The organism is Oceanobacillus sp. E9, from assembly GCF_001741975.1.
In the GTDB taxonomy this organism is placed as follows: Bacteria; Bacillota; Bacilli; order Bacillales; family Amphibacillaceae; genus Oceanobacillus; species Oceanobacillus kimchii.
Genome location: NZ_LSNA01000006.1, coordinates 341,030 through 360,036, shown reverse-complemented (window position 1 = coordinate 360,036; position 19,007 = coordinate 341,030). Strand labels below are relative to the sequence as shown.

Here is a 19,007-nt window from a genome sequence, read left to right as displayed (position 1 = left end):
GTATGCACTCCTACTCGTGAAATTTTTCGTTCATAAAATTTTGAAACTCATTTGCCAGAAATTGATGAATATCTTCCTCTGTTCCATATTCAAAAATTCGAATATTCTCTTCTTTTTGTATAAATAAGCCACTAATAAAACTTAAAATATTTAACACTTCTGAATCAGATGATTGTGGAGCCAACATTAGTAGAATTCGTTTTATCATCATCGGAGTATTATCCATTCCTTTTAAATAAATCGGTTGTTCCAATTCATATACCCGAAGATACGGCCCCTGAACCCATTCTGAACGAGTGTGGAACAATGCAAGCTGAGATAAAGGTATTCCTAACCCTCCCTGTTGTTCGCGTTCCACTAGTTTTTCTAAAATAAAATCGGCTTGTGTAACTATTTCTGCTTGTTCTATTTCTTTGCCAATTAACTGTAAATAAGACAGCATATCTGTATTCTTTGCTAAAGTAGTGACTTTCAAATTATTAATTAATTGAATCATAGCTTTTGAATAAAGTTGCATAGAATAAAGTTTGGCAACAAAATCATCCTGACTATTTCTTCTTTCCATTTGCTGCTTTTTAATTGGAGCTGTAATTTTACTTTTTCTCAATTCTACTTTTATTTTCCTTGCTTCTTCGTCCGTTAGCATTGGAGATATTAATACATAACTTCGATTAATATCTTCCAAAGCAACCGTTGATACAATAACATCATATCCTGACAATGTCTCTTCATTCAAGTCAAATAGAGATTGATGATTTGCGATACTTATCTCAGGAAATGTATTCTTCAATTTAGAAGCTAACATTTTTGAAGTCCCAATCCCACTTGAACAAATAACAAGAACCTTTATATCTGATTGTGAATCAGTCTGTAAAAACGTGGCTGCAAAATGAAGCACGATATAACCTATTTCTTCATCCGGAAACGCAATATTTGGGAATACATGTTGAATAGCTTTATCGACTACTTCAAACAGTTCAACATAATCTTTTTTAATTTCATCAATCATTGGGTTATTAATATTCATTTGTTGCTTTAGGCGATATACAGCTGGTTTTAAATGTGTCGTTAAATCATTTAAAAACCGATTGTTAGTTGTAACATCAATATTCATTTCATTGCTTACAAAGCGTATTAATTCTTTTGCTTTATAAGCTATATCCATACTCGATTCCTCTAAAAGATAATTTTGGTTCTCTCTTAACTTAGCTCCCATTAAATGCATCGTAATATAGCCTATTTCATCTTCTGGGATAGATAAAGAGAAAGCTTCTTCTAAATGGTCTATAATCTCTGCAGCAATTTTATATTCTTGTTTATCTTTGATTTGTTCTTTGTATCCATCATCGAAATGAATGGTATCTCCTTTTTGTAATCGTTCAATTGCTAAAGCAAGATGAACGACTAAACCTATATATGCACTATCAGCAAGATCATAAGGCAGTTGGTGTCGCATACGTTGAATTTGCTCTTCAATTTTATCCAGTTTATCGGCATCAACCAGTCCAAGTAAACGAGCTGAAATGGTATCTGATTTAGCTACATCCTCTTGAATTCTTTCTTTTAACTTCTCTACATATTGAAAAGGGTCAATATGACGGGAAATAAGGTGACTGAGCACGGATCTTTTCCGTGCTTCGTCCCCTTCAATTCGAACGCCATATCCTTTTTTTCTAATTAAACTAAGCCCGAAAGATTTCACTTGAGATTCTAACTTGTTTAAATCTTGACTTACCATGGCAATCGTCACATTTAGCTCGGTTGCCAAGTGAAATAATTTCACGGGATCCCGAAATTGCAATAATGTATATAACAATATCACCTGTCTTTCTTCTTCGGTTAATTCCGCAGAAGACAACTCTTCAATAGCTTGTTGTAAGACATTTTTATTTTCCAAAGAACCTTGGATTATAATACCTGTTCCTGTCTTTTTAGTAAGATTCAGTTGATAATCTTCAAGCACTTTCTCCGTCTTTTTTATTTCACGGTGAATGGTCCGAATACTTACGCCAAGTTGATCGGCAATATCTTTTACTGGCATTTCCTTTTCCGCCTCTAAAAGAATCTTCAGTATATGTCGCTCACGACTAGAAAGATACAAGACCATTCACCTCCAATAATAATTATTTATTTTTCAAACGTTCTACAAGCTCATCATATTTAGGACTGTTTAAGAAGTTCTCTACAGAAATATGCTCTGCAGTCGGCAATTTAGCCTTCGCGCGATTTGTTAACGTTTTTTGAGTAATTACAATATCGGCATCATCAGGTATTTCATTAATCGCTTTGTTCGTGACATCGATATTGATATCGTTCTTCTTAAATTTATTCTTTAATAATGATGCACCCATAGCACTTGAGCCCATTCCAGCATCACATGCAAAGATTATTTTATCTACTTGTGATACATCTTTTACAGGTGTTTCTGGTACAGCATCTTCGCCATTTACTTCAGAAGTATTCTCATTATTCTGATTCCCTTTCAATGTACCTGCTACACTACTTTCTTTTCCTTTCATTGCTTCCATTTTTTCTGTAGAAGCACTTAAATCCCCTTCGTCATCCGACTTCGACGATTTCAAGATAACTGCAGCAATAATAAAGGAAACAGCAGTTGCTAAAATAACACTTAAAATAACTCCAATATAACTATCAGAAGCTGTCATAGCTAATACTGCAAAAATACTACCTGGAGATGCTGCCGCACGTAACCCTGCATCAAATAATTGTAGTGTGAATACTCCTGTGACTCCACCCCCAATTGCAGCTAAGATAAGCATTGGTTTCATAAGAACATACGGGAAATAAATCTCATGAATACCACCTAAAAATTGAATTATTGCAGCACCTGGTGCAGATGCTTTGGAAACCCCTTTACCAAAAATAGCAAACGCTAGTAAAATTCCAAGTCCAGGACCAGGGTTTGCTTCCATAAGGAATAAAATTGATTTTCCAATCTCTGAAGCCTGATCAGCACCTAATGGAGTTAATATCCCATGGTTAATTGCATTATTAAGAAATAAGATTTTTGCTGGTTCAATAATGATATTTGCCAATGGCAATAATCCCGCATTAACAATTACTTCTACTCCAGCAGCAAGTGCGGTGTTTAATCCTGATACAATTGGACCAATTGCTTTTAGTGCAATAATCGCCATGATTGCCGCTAGTATACCTGCTGAAAAGTTATTGTATAACATTTCAAAACCTTGACGAATTCTGTGTTGGAACACACCGTCAAATTTCTTCATCAAGTAAGCAGCTAATGGACCCATTAACATTGCTCCTAAAAACATTGGTGCATCTGCTCCAACGATTACTCCCATTGTTGCAGTCGCACCTACGACTCCTCCACGAATATCGTAAACCATACGTCCACCAGTAAAACCAATTAATAATGGCAATAGATATAGGATCATTGGATCTACTAATCCTGCCAAGTCTTCATTCGGCCACCAACCGTCTGGTATAAATAAAGCTGTAATTATTCCCCATGCGATAAAAGCACCGATGTTTGGCATAATCATTCCACTTAGATAACTACCAAATTTCTGTACTTTTGCACGAAAGCCAGATTGTTTTTCAGACATAACAAACTCCCCTTTTTTCTATATTTATTGTATCTACCTTTATTTTATGGTATTCAGGAATCCGCTTACAACACTATCTTAATGTGAATTTGGCAATTAATTGTTGCCAAATATAAATTTGTGCTTATAGTAAATAACTTTCTGTTCCCAGTTACGATTGAAAAAACGTTGTTAACATCTTATAAATTTGGACAAAATGTCGCCCTTACATGTAAATATCATCACAATCTTTAATCTGGACCATAATGAGCTGATTGAATAGTAACCGCTGTATATTCCAATGATTCAGAGTGTATATTCTTGTGAAATGTGATTCAGGGAAGGTTTAATGACAGTGGGGAGTTGTTGTAGGTATGAGCGTAAGTTTTATGCGGATTTAGCTACTTTTTTAGCTTTTTTATGCTTTTGTGGTTTTGAGAAAAAAGCTTACAATCATTGAATATTTCGTTTTTCCCTCCACTGATTGTAAGATAGTAACAGACATTTAATCCCAAAATAACTTATTTCGCGAAGATTATTGTCTAGGAAATTTAGAATAGGTATTACTGATCGTTATGTGTAGGATCACAAGTAAACACCGGAAGGAAAACATCATAATTAGTTTTAATGAGAGTCATATTTCATTTACTTGTAAAATGAGTTTTGTATTGTGAAATGGCGACCTAGGTGACCTTAACCAAAGATCACCAATTGCATATTACTGTTGAATAAACGTAGTATATTTTGGAAGCTTTTTAAACCCAATTCATTCGGATTTATATTTTGAATACATAATTTGGTCCACTGTCATAATTACTATTCTTTTTTTGAAAAGCAATCTAGATTGCAACTTTTCCAAAAACGGATTTACAGAAAAAAACCGCCATATAATAACGCTCCTGCAATAATAAATGCTGGATGAACATTTTTTCTCTCAATTAAATAATAACTTATAACTACAATAATTGCTGTTTGCCAAAACCCAATTCCTATGTACGCTTCATTCCAAAAATTCCAAGCTAATACACCTAACAATATTGCAATTACAGGTTGTACAAATAGAGTAAGTCTTTTAACACGTGGAGATTTCTTATATTTTATTAAAATTCCTCCAAGTAAAATCATCAATATTAATGAAGGAGCCAAGCTAGCAAATAGCCCAATTCCAGCACCTAAATAACCACCTACTTCAAATCCAATATATCCTGCTAATTTTGTAGCAATCGGACCTGGTAAAGAATTAGCAAATGCAAGTAGTTCACCAAATTCTTGTGTAGTCATCCATTCAAAATTTCGTACTACCTCATTTTCCACAAGCGGAATAGATGCTGGTCCTCCACCGTATCCGAGTATCCCAGGAACAAAGAAAGCTACAAAAATTTCCCAATATATCAAGAGGGATCACCTTCTTTTCCTTGCTTTTTCACAGGTAGTGCGAGTGCTAAAATAAGTAGCACTGCAATGACAATTCCCGGATGTATATGGATAACCTGAAGCAATATAAACATAATAATAATCATTATTATTGTTATAATCCAGCCTAAACCCTTTCCTGCTTTTTGTATAAATTGCCATGTCAAAACAGCCATCATCATACCCACAACTGCTATAACTGCTGCTGTCATCCCTTTTACCCAATCAAATTCACTAATTCCCGAAAGGGTACGTAATAAAATAATGAGTAAAATTACTGTAGGTATAACAGAAGCAATCAAAGAATTAAGCATACCTATCCAACCAGAGACTCGATAACCGATATATCCTGCAAGTTTGGTTGCAACAGGGCCTGGTAATGTATTTGCAATCGCTAATATATCACTAAACTCTTCATCATCCATCCAATGATATTTCTGGACTACCTCTTTTTGAATTAATGGTATAGAGGCTGGACCTCCCCCAAATCCAAGCATGCCTACTCGAAAAAATGCAATAAAAATATGCCAATGTTTTTTCATTACGCCATTTCCTTCTTTGTTCAAATAATTACTTATAAGTAAAGAATACCATATTTGCTCTATATCAGTTACCTATAGTTTGTGCAACCAGTTGAAATTCATTATGGTGAAGGAATGTACTTATTGATTCTTTAAAAAGTATTAATGAAAAAATGAATATTTTAATGTCTCTATTGCATCACACGGGGTCATTAGTGGAGTGATTCGAAATTGGATGGAGTAGCCCAATGCGCATGTAAATGTTCCATCATCATTTGTTTCGCATTGGTTTCTTGATGTGTTTTTATCGCTTCATAAATTTTCACATGTTCTTCAAAGCACTTATCCGAATCTACTGTATCCCATTTCTGATAAAGTGTATCTTGTACTAAATCATGAAGACTTTGATAAACATGCTTAATAACATGATTATTTGATGCTACTATAATTGCTTGGTGAAATAATTCATCCGCTTGGATAAATGATGTCTTCTGATCGATTGCTTTTTGATGTAAATAAATTGCTTCCTCCATTTGTATGAGATCTTGTTTACTCGCAAAACAAGCTGCTCTTCCAGCCATTTCCACTTCTAAAATAAAACGAAAATCCAGTAGTTCTCTTGAACAATGATTATCTAATAAGGAAGCAACTACATACGCATCAGCAAGTTGGTTCACTCTCAATTGTTTGACAAACACGCCAATTCCCATTCTTTTTTCTACAACCCCCATATCTTCTAATGTGTTCAAAGATTCACGTATGGATGAACGACCAACATGAAGTAATTCCATAAATTCTCTCTCTGATGGTAATTTATCACCAATCTTATATCGTCCATTTTTTAATTGCTGAACAATATATTCTGTTACGGTAGCACTTATTTTCTTAGACATTCAAGCCCCTCCCTATGCAAACCAATTACCATTATAAATTAGCTTCCTTATTCTGTTATTTATATTTACTTTCTATGTTAGGTAATATAACATATATTTTAAAAGTAATTTTCAAAAAAATCAATCCAACTTCTGACTTATAACAGAAAGGAAAAGCAATGCCTCAATTTAATTAAGATGTATCCGCACAAAAAATAGAGCCAATCACTTATAACGTAATTGGCTCAAATTTATAATATTTTATTCTGGTAAAATAGCTCTTGTTGTCATTTCCCACTCATGAATCTCATAAGTACGTGCTCCTTTAACAACATACGGATCTTCTTTTGCTATTGACTCAGCATTAGCTAAATCTTCCGCTATGTAAATGACCATACCGCCAAAACCATCAGCAAATCTTCCCTTAGCAAAAACATGACCTTCTGCGTCTTTTTTTGCTATAAAATCAAGATGATCTTGACGATATTGTTTACTTTTCTCTTCATCTAACATTGGTAAAAGCACTACAAAATATTTCATCTTATCCCTCCCTCAGCTAGTATTATACTATACTTCTTGTCCAAATAAAGCTTAAAAAATTCGTTCAAAAAGAATTTCAATTGGCTTTGAAAAGGCGATGCAGGGATATACTCGCATATTCAACAGGCGGCTGGTGAACCTCCGTAAATTAGTAAATCCGCAGGCTCACCTAAATATTCCTCCTGCAAGAATCTAATTATATTAATCAATCGTTGGTGTTTTAAACCCCTAAATCAATCAACTACTTCTACTTCATACTGGCGTAACCAATGATCAATTTGACAAAGATGCGCGATCAGTTGTGGGCCACGCATTAATTGTCCGTACCAAGGATCTTTAAATTCCTTCCCTTCACTTTTTACAATCGCTTCTACTTTATCTTTTTTCATATATTCAAATAATCTCGCATTCGGATCAACGAGTATTCGATTCATCCATTGACTTACTTGTTCTGTATATTCTGGTTGGAAAGTTCGCGGATAAGGGCTCTTCTTTCGATAAAGCACCTCGTTTGGAAGAATACCTTCCATCGCTTTACGTAAAATTCCTTTCTCATGACCATTTATCATTTTGATATCCCACGGAACGTTCCAAACGTATTCTACTAGACGATGGTCTGCATATGGCACACGTACTTCCAAACTCGCTCCCATACTCATTCTGTCCTTACGATCTAACAACTGAGACATAAACCATTGCATATTTAAATAAAATAACTCTCTACGCCTTGCATCTACTTTATTTTCTCCATCCAATCGAGGTGTTTCAGCTATTGTAGATTGATATTGTTCTTGTACATAACTCTCTAAATCTAGTTTTTTCTTCCAATCTCCATGCAATAAATCAATTCTAGAATCCAAGGAACGTATCCAAGGGAAATTATCACCAACTGCAGTTGGATCATGGAACCATGGATACCCACCAAATATCTCATCTGCACATTCTCCAGATAAAGCTACTGTAGTATGCTGTTTAATTTGGCGACAAAACCAAAGTAACGAAGAATCAATATCTGCTTGCCCTGGCTGATCACGAACTTCCACTGCCTCTTTAAGTAAAACTGCAAGTTCTTGGCCCGCAATTATCTCATCATGATGATCTGTGGAAAAACCTTCTACCATTTTTTCAATCCAAGCACGATCACTGGAAGGCTGAAATTTACTTTGTTGAAAGTGCTGTTCATTTCCTTGATAATCAATGGAAAATGTCGTTAATGGTCCATAGCCTTTTTCTCTATAGTAATTTGCTGCAATTGCAGTTATCGCACTTGAATCCAGTCCTCCCGATAAAAAAGCAGAAACTGGAACATCCGCTACAAGCTGCCGTTGTACTGCATCTACAAATAGCTCCCTCACTTTTTCTGCAGTTTCTTCTTCTGTATCTGTATGATGGTCACTTACCATATTCCAATATCTCCATACTTTTAGACCCTGCTTTGAGAAAGTTAAAGAATGTGCTGCTCTTAGTTCATCGATGTCTTTAAATAGTCCATGACCAGGTGTACGAGATGGTCCCAGACCAAATATTTCTGACAGTCCCGTACGGTCTACTTTTGTAGAAATATCCGGATGAGCTAAAATCGCTTTTAACTCCGAACCAAAAATAAATCCTTTTCCCTTTTCGGAATAAAATAAAGGTTTCACCCCTAATCGATCACGCGACATAAAGAGTTGTTCTTTCTTCTCATCCCAAATTCCAAATGCAAAAATTCCATTAAAATGGTCCACACATGCTTCTTTCCATTCTATATAACTTGTTAATAATACTTCAGTGTCTGATGTTGTAGAAAATATATATCCTCTTTTCAGAAGCTCTTTACGAAGATCTTCCGTATTATATAGTTCTCCGTTATAACAAATTGTATATGTTATCCCATCAACTGTCTTACTCATTGGTTGCTTTCCGCCCTCTAAGTCTACAACCGACAAACGCTTATGGCCGAAACCTGTATGCCCCTTCGTCCAAAGTTGTGTATCATCTGGACCGCGTAGTGATAACGTATCCGTTATTTTTTCTAATACAGACCGCTGATTGTCTGCTATTTTACCCCAATTCACAAAACCTGTAATTCCACACAAATCCAATCACCCTTTCTAATGGACCTAAGGCCTCCTACACATTTTATGCATAAGTGCCCATGAAGTGATTAGAAATCCATTTTTACTTTGGAAAAAATTACATGATATGATAATTTGTATAAAATCCGAATGCACTGTTGTTTGATCTCCATTGCAGACGGCACTTTCTAGCAGGCACCGGTTTTAGCCTAACTTGAAAAAGAAGAACGCTTTTTTAAATAGGCTTCAAGTTCCGTCTTCCTAGTAAGAGGCTTCGTCTTTTTTTAATCAAAATCATGTTATGTTTTAATCCAAAATTATGTAATTATCACTAAAACAATCGTTTCGAAATTGACTTAATTATGAGCCTATACACAAAAAAATAGGAAAAATCCAATGATTTTTCCCGCCATTCAAATAATATATAGAAATTACTTTATATTAATATTATCTTTTTCTCCAACAATTACAGTTGTGACCATATCAATAAATAACCCCGTTTCAATTACTCCAACGATCGATTTAATCTCTTTATTTAATTTATCAGGAAACGGGATGACTTTAAATGGACAATCCAAAATATAATTTCCATTATCGGTAACTAACGGTTCCTCTTCATTAACTCGAAGCGTTGGAACACAACCTAATTTAGAAATTTCATTTGCAGTTCGGTGCCAGGAAAATGGAAGAACTTCAACAGGAAGAGAAAATTCTCCTAATGTATCCACTATTTTTGACTGATCAACAATAATCACAAACTCTTTTGCCGCTTGTGCTATTACCTTTTCACGAAAAAGCGCTGCTCCTCCTCCTTTAATCAAATGATTATTAGCATCTACTTCATCTGCTCCATCGATTGTTATGTCTAATTCTTTCACATGCGAGAAATCAGTTAGTGGAATACCCGCTTCTTCCGCCCATATTGCTGTTTGATTTGAAGATGGGATTCCTTCGATTTTCAATCCATCTTTCTGAATACGTTCGCCTAGTGAACGTATCATCCAATATACCGTGGATCCTGATCCTAATCCTACTTTCATTCCGTCCTTCACCATAGTTGCTGCTTTTTCTCCAACTGCTTTTTTTAATTTATCTTGCTCATTCACCGATAGCTACCTCCTCATTATGTATACGTAACCATTATAGCTTAAAAGGTGAAGAAGTTAAATTTGTAAATAAATGAACCAATTTCATAAGTACTAGGTATAATGTAAATAAATGAACATTGTAGTGGGCTTATATATTAATGTTCGTATTATAATAATAACTTGGCTTTGCTCGGTATGAAAGAACTCCTGCTCAGAATAACAGAGCTTGAAGATTCACTTGAAAAACGCTCTTCTTTTCAAGTTAGCTATAAATCGGTGCCTGTAAAAGCGTCCGTCTGTAATGGGAATCAAAATAGCGAACAATCGGATTATATATTTTTTTAAACTAAATCTCTTCTATATTTAAGAACGATTGCTCCAGGTTCTTTCTCAATATTTTTAGAATAAATTTCTTCTTGAAAAACAAAGTCACGCGCTTCATAAAACGGAATTCCTTTCATGTTTCCTTTTTGGACAGTCACATATTGCACCTTGGCACCTAATCGTTTTTGTTGCTCTGTCACCGCTTCAAGTATCTTCGTACCAATCCCTTCATTTCTACGAGCAGGATTCAAGTAGAGAACGTATAGCCAGCCTGTTTGGTCTGTCGTCATGCCACCACCTCCTGCACCAACGACGATATCACCCTCAAGCGCAACATAATAACCCCCCCATGAATGACTAAATTGTGTTACTTCTTTGCTTATACGTTCTTCATTATAATATTCATCACATTTTTCTTCGATAAGTTCGTCAGACAAGATTCCTTTTGATACGTCACGATATCCAGCTCTACATACTGAGATAATTCCTTGAACATGGTCTTCATTTGCAAGTTTGATACGAATCATTTTTTCACCTACTAGTTTAGTCTTTTATCTATATCCAATATAACGAAAAAACCCCACCAACGTAGGGTTTTTTCGTTATATTATTATTCCACAGTTTGTGGAGTGTCTTCTGTTACTCCAACTTCATGCCAAGCATAATTCCAATCAGTTGCTATCGAATATCCAACTACACGCTCATTAGCGGGAGAAAGAACAGCACGATAAACAGTCGGAAATACTGGAATGTCTTTTACCATTAATTCTTGCCACTCTTTATACACTTCTTGGCGATGTGCAACGTCTATTGACTCAGGTGAATTTCCTTCCGTAATTAAAGCTGTGCTTTCTTCGCTCTCATAACGAGGGTAGTTAAATGGCGCTTCTGCTCCATATAATCCTGATGGATCAACATCAGACCCAGTAGACCATGCACCTTGGTAAATATCAATGTCTGGATCATCTGCTTCTACACGATCATAGAAAGAATTAAATTCATGTAAACGACCTTCTAATAATTGAACTTTCAAACCAACTTGTTCCCAAGCTTGGATATAGTAGTTTGCAATAGGTTCAGCAGTATCTCCACCTGACATAGAAGCAAAATTAATTACTAACTCTTCTCCATCAGGAGTCTCACGGAAACCATCATCATTTGTATCTTTATAACCAGCATCTTCAAGAATTTGTTTTGCCTGTTCTGGATCGTATGCCGGTACTTCGATTTCTGCATTATGATAGTCTGGGTATGCCGGACCAATTAATGTAGTAGCTTTCCAGCGCAAGCCATTATAGAAACGCTCCCCAACTGCATCGTTATCAACTGCATGCCACATTGCTCTGCGCAATTCTACATCTGCCATTTTTGCATCAGGATCCATTTGAACTTTCCCTGCATCTGCATCCCATTTTCCTAATTTAAATCCAATATAAGTATATGCATTATCAATTTTTCCTAAAAATTCCACATTTGTCATTGTCTCAGCAACATCTGGATATTGATCAGTCGGGAACGAATCCACTATATCTACTTCACCAGTCTCTAAAGCTTGAGCAACTGTTGTAGGTGCTACTACTTTTAACGTTAATTCATCAAGTTTTGGTGCACCTTGCCAATAATCTTCGTTAGCTGTGTATGATACAGACTCACCAGGTACAATAGACTCTACTTTAAATGGTCCCATTCCAATTGGGTTTTTGCGTACTGCGTCAGCTTCTTCCATCTCTGCCACTGGAATGTCTTCAAAGATATGCTTTGGAGTAGCATATGCCCAAATACCACCAGCTAATAATGATGGAGAAGCTACTTTATAATTGATTTCTAATGTTTTCTCATCGATTACTTCAATTCCTGAAATTGTATCTGACTCACCAGCATGATATTCTTGCATACCTTCAATATTTTGGAAGCTTGAATCATAGCGAATACCTGTATAATCAGGGTGCCCGATTATTTCATAAGAGTATGCCCAATCCTCTGCTGTTACCGGCTCACCATCATGCCAATTTACGTTATCACCAATCGTGAAAGTAAATGTTTTATTTTCATTACTTGTTTCAAATGTTGCCGCTCCATCTTGAGTATAACTATAATTCTCATCAATACTTAATAAAGATTCGTCAAATATTTGAAGGATTTCTGCGTCAGGAGCACCCGAGTATAGGTTCCAGCTTAATGTACCTTCAAATACAGTATCTGTTACTAAACCATATGTTAAAGAACCACCATCCATTGCTTCTCCTTCATCTGTTTTAGCTGCAGAGAAGTCTTCAATGGAATAAATGCCATCTTCAGCACCACTCTCATCTTCACCTTCAGATCCTTCTTCTGTACCTTCTCCAGAGTCACTTCCTTCTGATCCTTCATCAGAACCTCCACTATTACAAGCAGCTAATACCAAAAGAAGCATTAACATGATAGCGAGCAATAGCTTACTTAAATTTACTTTCTTCATCCTCATAACCTCCCTTTTTTTATCCCTTACCGCGTCGGATTTTAAATTTTCCGACTTATATACTAAACATCAATCTAATAAATGATTGATGTAAGTAACAAAATTATCTACCCTCGTCGTTGACGAGCATCAGCAGCTCTTTTTAATGCTTCACCCACATTTCTTACAGAAAGCATTAATAGAAAAATTAATACTGCTGGCGGAACCCAAATCCACCATCTAAATTCAAGTGTTTGTGGATTTGTAGCATAACTTAGTAAAGTACCTAAACTAGGTGTACTTTCAGGAAATCCAAAGCCTAAAAAGGATAGACCGGATTCCAGACCTATGTTAGATGCTAGATTTAACGTCATTGTAACAATAATCAAAGAAGCTATATTAGGCAATACTTGCTTGAATATGATATTAAGATTCGATGTTGCTAACGTCTTTGAAGCTTGAGCATAATCTAATTCTTTTTCTTGTAAAGCCTTCGACCGTATCAGCCTTGCAATGCCCATCCACGAAAATGCTGCCATGATTAATGAAAATGTGATGGTATTATAATCTGGAACAATCGCAACAAATACGATAATAATAAATAAGAATGGTAGTACATTAAAGAAATCTAAAATACGCATCATAATGTTATCTACATGACCACCGAAGTAACCAGATACAAGACCGTACGTAATACCAAACACACCACTAATAAGTGTTACTAAAAAACCAATTGCCAATGAGTTTCTTGTACCAATAATTAATTGTCCAAACACGTCTCTCCCACCATAATCGGTACCTAATATAAATTGATCACTTGGTGGCTCATGAATAGCAAACAAATCAACTTTAACAATCTCACTTTGATCAAGAAATAAAGATAGTCCAAATACAAATAATGTTACTAACGTAAAGAATATTAAAGACACAAGCGCTAATTTATCGCGATATAGTTCTTTTATTAATATGTTTATCGTTGAAGGACTTTTTGTTTGTTCGATCTCCTTCATATTCTGAATTTCCATCTTTTTTCACCTCAGTGTGATCAAGTTTACTTAATACGAATTCGTGGATCGACTATACTTAAAATAATATCCGATAATAATGCACCTAAGATATTAGCTACTCCAAAGAGTAAAACAATTGTATTGGCCACACTAAAATCACGTTGTGTAATTGATTCTAAGAATAGTACACCCATTCCAGGATAACTAAAAATTCTCTCCACAAAGACCGTACCAGTAATTAATAACGTTATTTCCCATCCAAAGAATGCCGCGATCGGTAATAATGAATTACGGAAAATATGCTTGTTATATACTCTTCTTTCAGTTGCTCCTTTTGCTCTTGCGGTTATAATAAAATCTTTCTGCTTCGTATCTATAATCTCACTTCGCAAATATTGAACAGTGGATACAACTTGAATGAGAGCCATTGATAAACCAGGTAAGAAAGCATGATGGAACTTACTAACATAGTATTGGAATGATCCAGGTTCTAGACCAGGTTGAACACTTCCGCTTGTCGGTAACCAACCTAAGTAATAACCAAAAACCCATAACATGACGAGCGCAAAAATAAATAATGGTGTCGCAAAGCCTACATACGTGTAACCGGATATACCCTGATCTAATAAACTATCATTGTAACGCCCACTTATAATGCCCAATGGTAATGCAATTAAATATGTAAATATTAATGTAACGACAGAAAGAATAATTGTATTCTCCATTCGTTGCCCAATTAATTCAGTAACTGGCATCTTAAATCGGAAAGATTGCCCAAAGTCACCCTGCATAATTCCAGCTATCCAATCTTTATATTGAACATACCAAGGATTATTTAACCCTAAACGTTCTCTTTGTTCAGCGATTGTAGCTGGATCGACATTTGGATCTAATAAGCCTGATAAAGCATCTCCAGGCATCATTTGAGCCATTAAGAAAACTAAAACACTTAGTAGTATGATTTGAGGAATTGTTATAAATAAACGGCGAACTGTAAATTTCCACATAGATGAATCAACCTTTCTGTTGTGGCAGAGCAACTTTATGACTTTCAGAGATAGACTGTAAATTGAACGCTAATCCCGCTTGATCAAAATAATCATTATATGCGTTGTTATACTCGTCTAAAATTTTATTACGATAGTTGAATTGCTCTTCTCGATTTCTTGGATTAATATCAGGTATTGCTGCAATCAATCGTTTAGTATAAATATGCTGGGGACTTTCAAAAATATCATTTCTAGTCCCTTGCTCTACATACCTACCTTTGTACATAATTGAGATATCATCACACATATGTTTTACAATCCCTAAATCATGACTGATAAACAAATAGGTCAGGTTGAGTTCACTTTGAATATCTTTCAAAAAGTTTAATACTTGTGCTTGTACAGACACATCAAGAGCAGATACAGGTTCATCCGCTATGATTAACTTGGGTTTTAAAGCGATTGCTCTTGCAACTCCAATCCGTTGTCTTTGCCCCCCAGAAAATTCATGAGGATACTTATAAATACTATCCGGGCTAATTCCTACAATTTCCAATAAACTTTGTACTCGCATTATTTCTTCTTTTTTTGTTAGTTTCTCAAAATTTCTAATTGGCTCAGCAATAATATCAATAACCCGTTTTCTAGGATTTAAAGATGAGTACGGATCCTGAAAAATCATTTGTACATCTTTCCTAAATGCTTTATCTTTACTTTTTTGACTTGTAATATCTTTTCCATTAAAGAAAATTTGTCCACCGGTAACTTCCTCTAACCCGATAATCGCTCTACCTGTAGTAGATTTGCCTGATCCTGATTCACCGACTAGTCCATAGGTTTTTCCTTCTTCTAATTCAAAAGAGACCCCATCAACCGCTTTTATATGATCTACTGTGCGGTTAAATATCCCACCTTTAATAGGAAAATAGACTTTTAGATCTTTGACCTCAAGAAATGCCATTGGATTGTTCCTCCTTGACTTCCTCTGGGAAGTAAAAATTCTCGTAGCAAGTACATCTAACAAAGTGACCTGGCTCTACTTCATGTAGATCCGGATTCTCCTCATGTGCAGATTCATCAATCCATGGAATTCGAGCAGCAAAACGACAACCTTTTCTTGGTAGATTTTTTAAATTCGGCACGATACCTTGTATAACATGAAGTTTATCTTCCCCTTCTTGGGGTACAGAGTGTAATAAAGACTTTGTGTAAGGATGTAATGGATTTTCAAACAACGTGTGCACTTCCGCTATTTCAACAATTTGACCTGCATACATAACTGCCACACGGTCAGCCATTTCAGCTACTACACCTAAGTCATGCGTAATCAATATAATTCCCGCATGGATTTTTTCTTTTAAATCCCGAATCAAGTCTAGTATTTGAGCTTGAATGGTTACATCTAACGCTGTTGTAGGTTCATCCGCAATCAGTAATTGTGGTTCATTTGCAATTGCAATTGCAATAATAACTCTTTGTCGCATACCACCAGATAACTCATGAGGAAATTGCTCATAAACATTTTTAGGCCTTGGTATGCCAACCATCTCAAGAAGTTCTATCACTTTAATTTTCCGTTCATTTTGTCCCATTTTTTTATGTAGCAAAAGTACTTCTTCAATTTGTTTTCCTATAGGCATCAGTGGATTTAATGCAGTAAGTGGATCTTGGAAAATCATCGCCATTTCGTCTCCACGCATTTGATCCAAATTAGACTTAGACATGTTAACGATATCTTTATTATTTAAAAGAACTTTCCCTTCAATTTTTGCTCGATTATGTAATCGCATAATAGAAAATGCCAGTGCGCTTTTACCAGAACCAGATTCACCAACAATTCCTAATACCTCATTTTTATGCAAGGTTAGACTAACATCATCTACCGCTGCATAGTATTCACTTTCAATACGAAAAGATGTTTTTAAGTTTTCAATCTTTAACAGTTCTTTACTCAATCTTAATCTCCCCCTAATGAAATTAATTTATATTATATATGTCTAGAATCTATTGGACGGTTACAAATTTCATCAGGATAATACCTAACTTAAACGCATGCTCTATTTTTATAAGAACTTACGATATAACCTACTACCCTTTGATTTTTTATTGTTGTGATTTTTCTAATAATTAAATGTAAATATAAATTTGTTAAGATAAATACTTTAACTGTATAACGTAGATTTACTTGAGACGATTTATTCAACTAGAAATATAATCGTAAACAAATCTTAATATATTAAAAAATTATAGTTCATAATTTTTAGAAAAGCAATAAGTTTTGATAAAAATTAACATTAGTAATTTACAAAAAACTTCGTTTCACCTTCTAAAATGCTTTAATACCAAGCTGCTTCACAATTTCTTTATGGTGGAAATTTATAATTTTTTTACGACAGAAAAGTGTCGTTTTATGGGTTTGATTAACCTAAAATGTTACAAAATTCGTCTTAACTGAATCTCACTTTTTAACTTTTAAACTTATTTTCTTATACACAGAAAAAGTCCTTTAACCCTTCTTCCTAGGCCAAAAGACTTTTTCTTTTACAGAGCAACATAAGCTTTTTCACGATTATTATTGATATGACTGGATAGATGTTGTATTTTTTGCATATTACTGATGTCCAAGTTTCCTCCACTAACTATAACACCACAATGTCTGGATGAGATGATGTCATTATGTGCAAATAATGCAGCTAAAGCTGCAGCACCAGCACCTTCCATTAACGTCTTATTTCTTTCCAACATGTAAATGATCGCTGAAGCGATTTGTTCATCATTTACTGTAACAATATCATCAACATAGGATCGAATAAGTGGCAATGTCAATTCACCTGGATGTTTTACTGCTATTCCTTCTGCTATTGTCGAAACATTTGATAAAGAATGTACTTTGCTCGAATGATAACTTCGATGTATTGCAGCAGCACCTTCAGCCTGTACGCCGATTATTTTGATATTCCTATTCACATGTTTAGCAGCAACTGCAATGCCACTTATTAATCCTCCACCACCAATTGGCGCAATAATTGTATCAATACGGTCCTCTTGGCGAAGTAATTCCATTGCAATTGTTCCTTGACCAGCCATAATATCATAATCATCAAAAGGGTGGATATAAGTAGCACCAGTTACTTTTTGATGTTGAAGTGAAGCTTCATAAGCTTCCTGAAAGCTTTCACCAACAAGGTTTACTGTTGCTCCATAATTTCTTGTCGCATTAATTTTCGCTAAAGGCGTTCCTTCAGACATAAAGATCGTTGCCTTAATACCTAATTTTGCTGCGGCATGAGCTACACCTTGCGCATGATTTCCAGCTGAAGCTGTAATTACGCCGTGTTGTAGTTCTTCTTTTGAAAGTTGCATTAATTTATAACTTGCTCCTCGAAATTTAAATGCCCCAGTTTTTTGTTGGTTTTCCATTTTACAGTAAACATGTTTTCCAACAATATCATCCGTTGTATGTGATGTTACTAATGGTGTACGATGAACAATCGGTGTTAATTTTTTCATAGCTTGGTATACTTTTTCACCAGTTAAGCGATCCCCAACACAACTCACTCTCCTTCTATTCTGTAACGATAAAATAAAATCTCATTCAGCGGAATATACCTTATTTTGCAGATTCATAAGCTGCAATCTTTTCTTCTTTTAATAAAGTTAAGGCAATATCATCCCAACCATTGATTAATTTCTCACGTTGGTATGGTGTAATTTCAAATGAAGTTGTCGTTCCATCAGAGGCTTGGATAGTTTGTTGTTTTAAATCAACATCTAATGTTAACCCATCTTCTGCCTTATGCATCCATGACTTCACTTGCTGCTCATCCATCTTAATAACTAATATGCCATTTTTTAACGCATTATTATAAAAAATATCCGCAAAGTCTGGAGCAATAATGACTTTAAACCCATAATCGGCAAGTGCCCACGGGGCATGTTCACGACTCGACCCACACCCAAAATTATCGCCAGCAACTAAAATAGTAGCATCTTGATAGTTAGGATCATTTAAGACAAAATCACTTCGCTCTGTTCCATCATCATTGAACCTCCAATGAAAAAATAGAAACTGCCCAAAACCAGTTCGTTCAATTCGTTTTAGAAATTGTTTTGGAATGATTTGATCCGTGTCTACATTAGCTCTATTTAATGGACAAACCTTTCCACGATGAAATTCCAATGGATCCATT

The 19,007-nt window shown here is 35.2% G+C and carries 16 protein-coding genes; all 16 read right to left on the bottom strand.

From position 1 onward, the window contains the following. Positions 1–10: 10 nt before the first annotated feature. Complete coding sequence (locus tag AQ616_RS08620) at positions 11–2,107, bottom strand: BglG family transcription antiterminator (protein ID WP_272031599.1); 2,097 nt, start codon at positions 2,105–2,107, stop codon at positions 11–13. A gap of 16 nt (positions 2,108–2,123) precedes the next feature. Then, positions 2,124–3,590: a PTS mannitol transporter subunit IIBC gene (locus AQ616_RS08615; protein WP_069685554.1), complete on the bottom strand. Its 1,467-nt coding sequence runs from the start codon at positions 3,588–3,590 to the stop codon at positions 2,124–2,126. Positions 3,591–4,436: 846 nt separating this feature from the next. Next, positions 4,437–4,964, bottom strand: a complete 528-nt coding sequence (locus AQ616_RS08610; protein ID WP_017797790.1) for a chromate transporter — start codon at positions 4,962–4,964, stop codon at positions 4,437–4,439. Beyond that, positions 4,961–5,524: a chromate transporter gene (locus AQ616_RS08605; protein ID WP_017797791.1), complete on the bottom strand. Its 564-nt coding sequence runs from the start codon at positions 5,522–5,524 to the stop codon at positions 4,961–4,963. The genes AQ616_RS08610 and AQ616_RS08605 overlap by 4 nt, the downstream gene beginning before the upstream one ends. Positions 5,525–5,715: 191 nt before the next feature. Then, positions 5,716–6,396 (bottom strand): FadR/GntR family transcriptional regulator, encoded by a 681-nt coding sequence (locus AQ616_RS08600; RefSeq protein ID WP_069685553.1) that lies wholly within the window; start codon positions 6,394–6,396, stop codon positions 5,716–5,718. 240 nt (positions 6,397–6,636) lie between these two features. Beyond that, positions 6,637–6,915: a YciI family protein gene (locus AQ616_RS08595; protein WP_017797793.1), complete on the bottom strand. Its 279-nt coding sequence runs from the start codon at positions 6,913–6,915 to the stop codon at positions 6,637–6,639. 233 nt (positions 6,916–7,148) lie between these two features. After that, the gene (gene asnB / locus AQ616_RS08590; RefSeq protein WP_069685655.1) at positions 7,149–8,993 is read right to left on the bottom strand and encodes an asparagine synthase (glutamine-hydrolyzing); all 1,845 of its coding nucleotides are present in this window, start codon (positions 8,991–8,993) and stop codon (positions 7,149–7,151) included. Between the two features lie 410 nt (positions 8,994–9,403). After that, positions 9,404–10,078, bottom strand: a complete 675-nt coding sequence (gene rpiA / locus AQ616_RS08585; RefSeq protein ID WP_077597212.1) for a ribose 5-phosphate isomerase A — start codon at positions 10,076–10,078, stop codon at positions 9,404–9,406. 323 nt (positions 10,079–10,401) lie between these two features. Beyond that, positions 10,402–10,911: a GNAT family N-acetyltransferase gene (locus AQ616_RS08580; RefSeq protein ID WP_069685552.1), complete on the bottom strand. Its 510-nt coding sequence runs from the start codon at positions 10,909–10,911 to the stop codon at positions 10,402–10,404. Positions 10,912–10,994: 83 nt separating this feature from the next. Next, a complete protein-coding gene (gene opp4A, locus AQ616_RS08575; RefSeq protein ID WP_017797798.1) occupies positions 10,995–12,842 on the bottom strand; it encodes an oligopeptide ABC transporter substrate-binding protein in 1,848 nt (615 codons plus the stop codon). A 107-nt stretch (positions 12,843–12,949) separates the two neighbouring features. Next, positions 12,950–13,846, bottom strand: coding sequence for an ABC transporter permease (locus tag AQ616_RS08570; protein ID WP_017797799.1), 897 nt, complete (start codon positions 13,844–13,846; stop codon positions 12,950–12,952). Between the two features lie 26 nt (positions 13,847–13,872). Then, positions 13,873–14,835: an oligopeptide ABC transporter permease gene (gene opp4B / locus AQ616_RS08565; RefSeq protein WP_017797800.1), complete on the bottom strand. Its 963-nt coding sequence runs from the start codon at positions 14,833–14,835 to the stop codon at positions 13,873–13,875. A gap of 7 nt (positions 14,836–14,842) precedes the next feature. Continuing rightward, positions 14,843–15,778: an ABC transporter ATP-binding protein gene (locus AQ616_RS08560; RefSeq protein ID WP_017797801.1), complete on the bottom strand. Its 936-nt coding sequence runs from the start codon at positions 15,776–15,778 to the stop codon at positions 14,843–14,845. After that, complete coding sequence (locus AQ616_RS08555; RefSeq protein WP_017797802.1) at positions 15,765–16,772, bottom strand: ABC transporter ATP-binding protein; 1,008 nt, start codon at positions 16,770–16,772, stop codon at positions 15,765–15,767. The genes AQ616_RS08560 and AQ616_RS08555 overlap by 14 nt, the downstream gene beginning before the upstream one ends. A gap of 586 nt (positions 16,773–17,358) precedes the next feature. After that, the gene (ilvA, locus tag AQ616_RS08550) at positions 17,359–18,375 is read right to left on the bottom strand and encodes a threonine ammonia-lyase (RefSeq protein ID WP_017797803.1); all 1,017 of its coding nucleotides are present in this window, start codon (positions 18,373–18,375) and stop codon (positions 17,359–17,361) included. Between the two features lie 52 nt (positions 18,376–18,427). Next, the gene (leuD, locus tag AQ616_RS08545) at positions 18,428–19,006 is read right to left on the bottom strand and encodes a 3-isopropylmalate dehydratase small subunit (protein ID WP_017797804.1); all 579 of its coding nucleotides are present in this window, start codon (positions 19,004–19,006) and stop codon (positions 18,428–18,430) included. Position 19,007: the final 1 nt, after the last annotated feature.

Bases quoted from the DNA above. Each gene is read 5' to 3' on its own strand.
- AQ616_RS08620 (WP_272031599.1), bottom strand. From the start codon at position 2,107: ATGGTCTTGTATCTTTCTAGTCGTGAGCGACATATACTGAAGATTCTT.
- AQ616_RS08615 (WP_069685554.1), bottom strand. From the start codon at position 3,590: ATGTCTGAAAAACAATCTGGCTTTCGTGCAAAAGTACAGAAATTTGGT.
- AQ616_RS08605 (WP_017797791.1), bottom strand. From the start codon at position 5,524: ATGAAAAAACATTGGCATATTTTTATTGCATTTTTTCGAGTAGGCATG.
- AQ616_RS08600 (WP_069685553.1), bottom strand. From the start codon at position 6,396: ATGTCTAAGAAAATAAGTGCTACCGTAACAGAATATATTGTTCAGCAA.
- AQ616_RS08595 (WP_017797793.1), bottom strand. From the start codon at position 6,915: ATGAAATATTTTGTAGTGCTTTTACCAATGTTAGATGAAGAGAAAAGT.
- AQ616_RS08580 (WP_069685552.1), bottom strand. From the start codon at position 10,911: ATGATTCGTATCAAACTTGCAAATGAAGACCATGTTCAAGGAATTATC.
- opp4A (WP_017797798.1), bottom strand. From the start codon at position 12,842: ATGAAGAAAGTAAATTTAAGTAAGCTATTGCTCGCTATCATGTTAATG.
- AQ616_RS08570 (WP_017797799.1), bottom strand. From the start codon at position 13,846: ATGGAAATTCAGAATATGAAGGAGATCGAACAAACAAAAAGTCCTTCA.
- opp4B (WP_017797800.1), bottom strand. From the start codon at position 14,835: ATGTGGAAATTTACAGTTCGCCGTTTATTTATAACAATTCCTCAAATC.
- AQ616_RS08560 (WP_017797801.1), bottom strand. From the start codon at position 15,778: ATGGCATTTCTTGAGGTCAAAGATCTAAAAGTCTATTTTCCTATTAAA.
- leuD (WP_017797804.1), bottom strand. From the start codon at position 19,006: ATGGATCCATTGGAATTTCATCGTGGAAAGGTTTGTCCATTAAATAGA.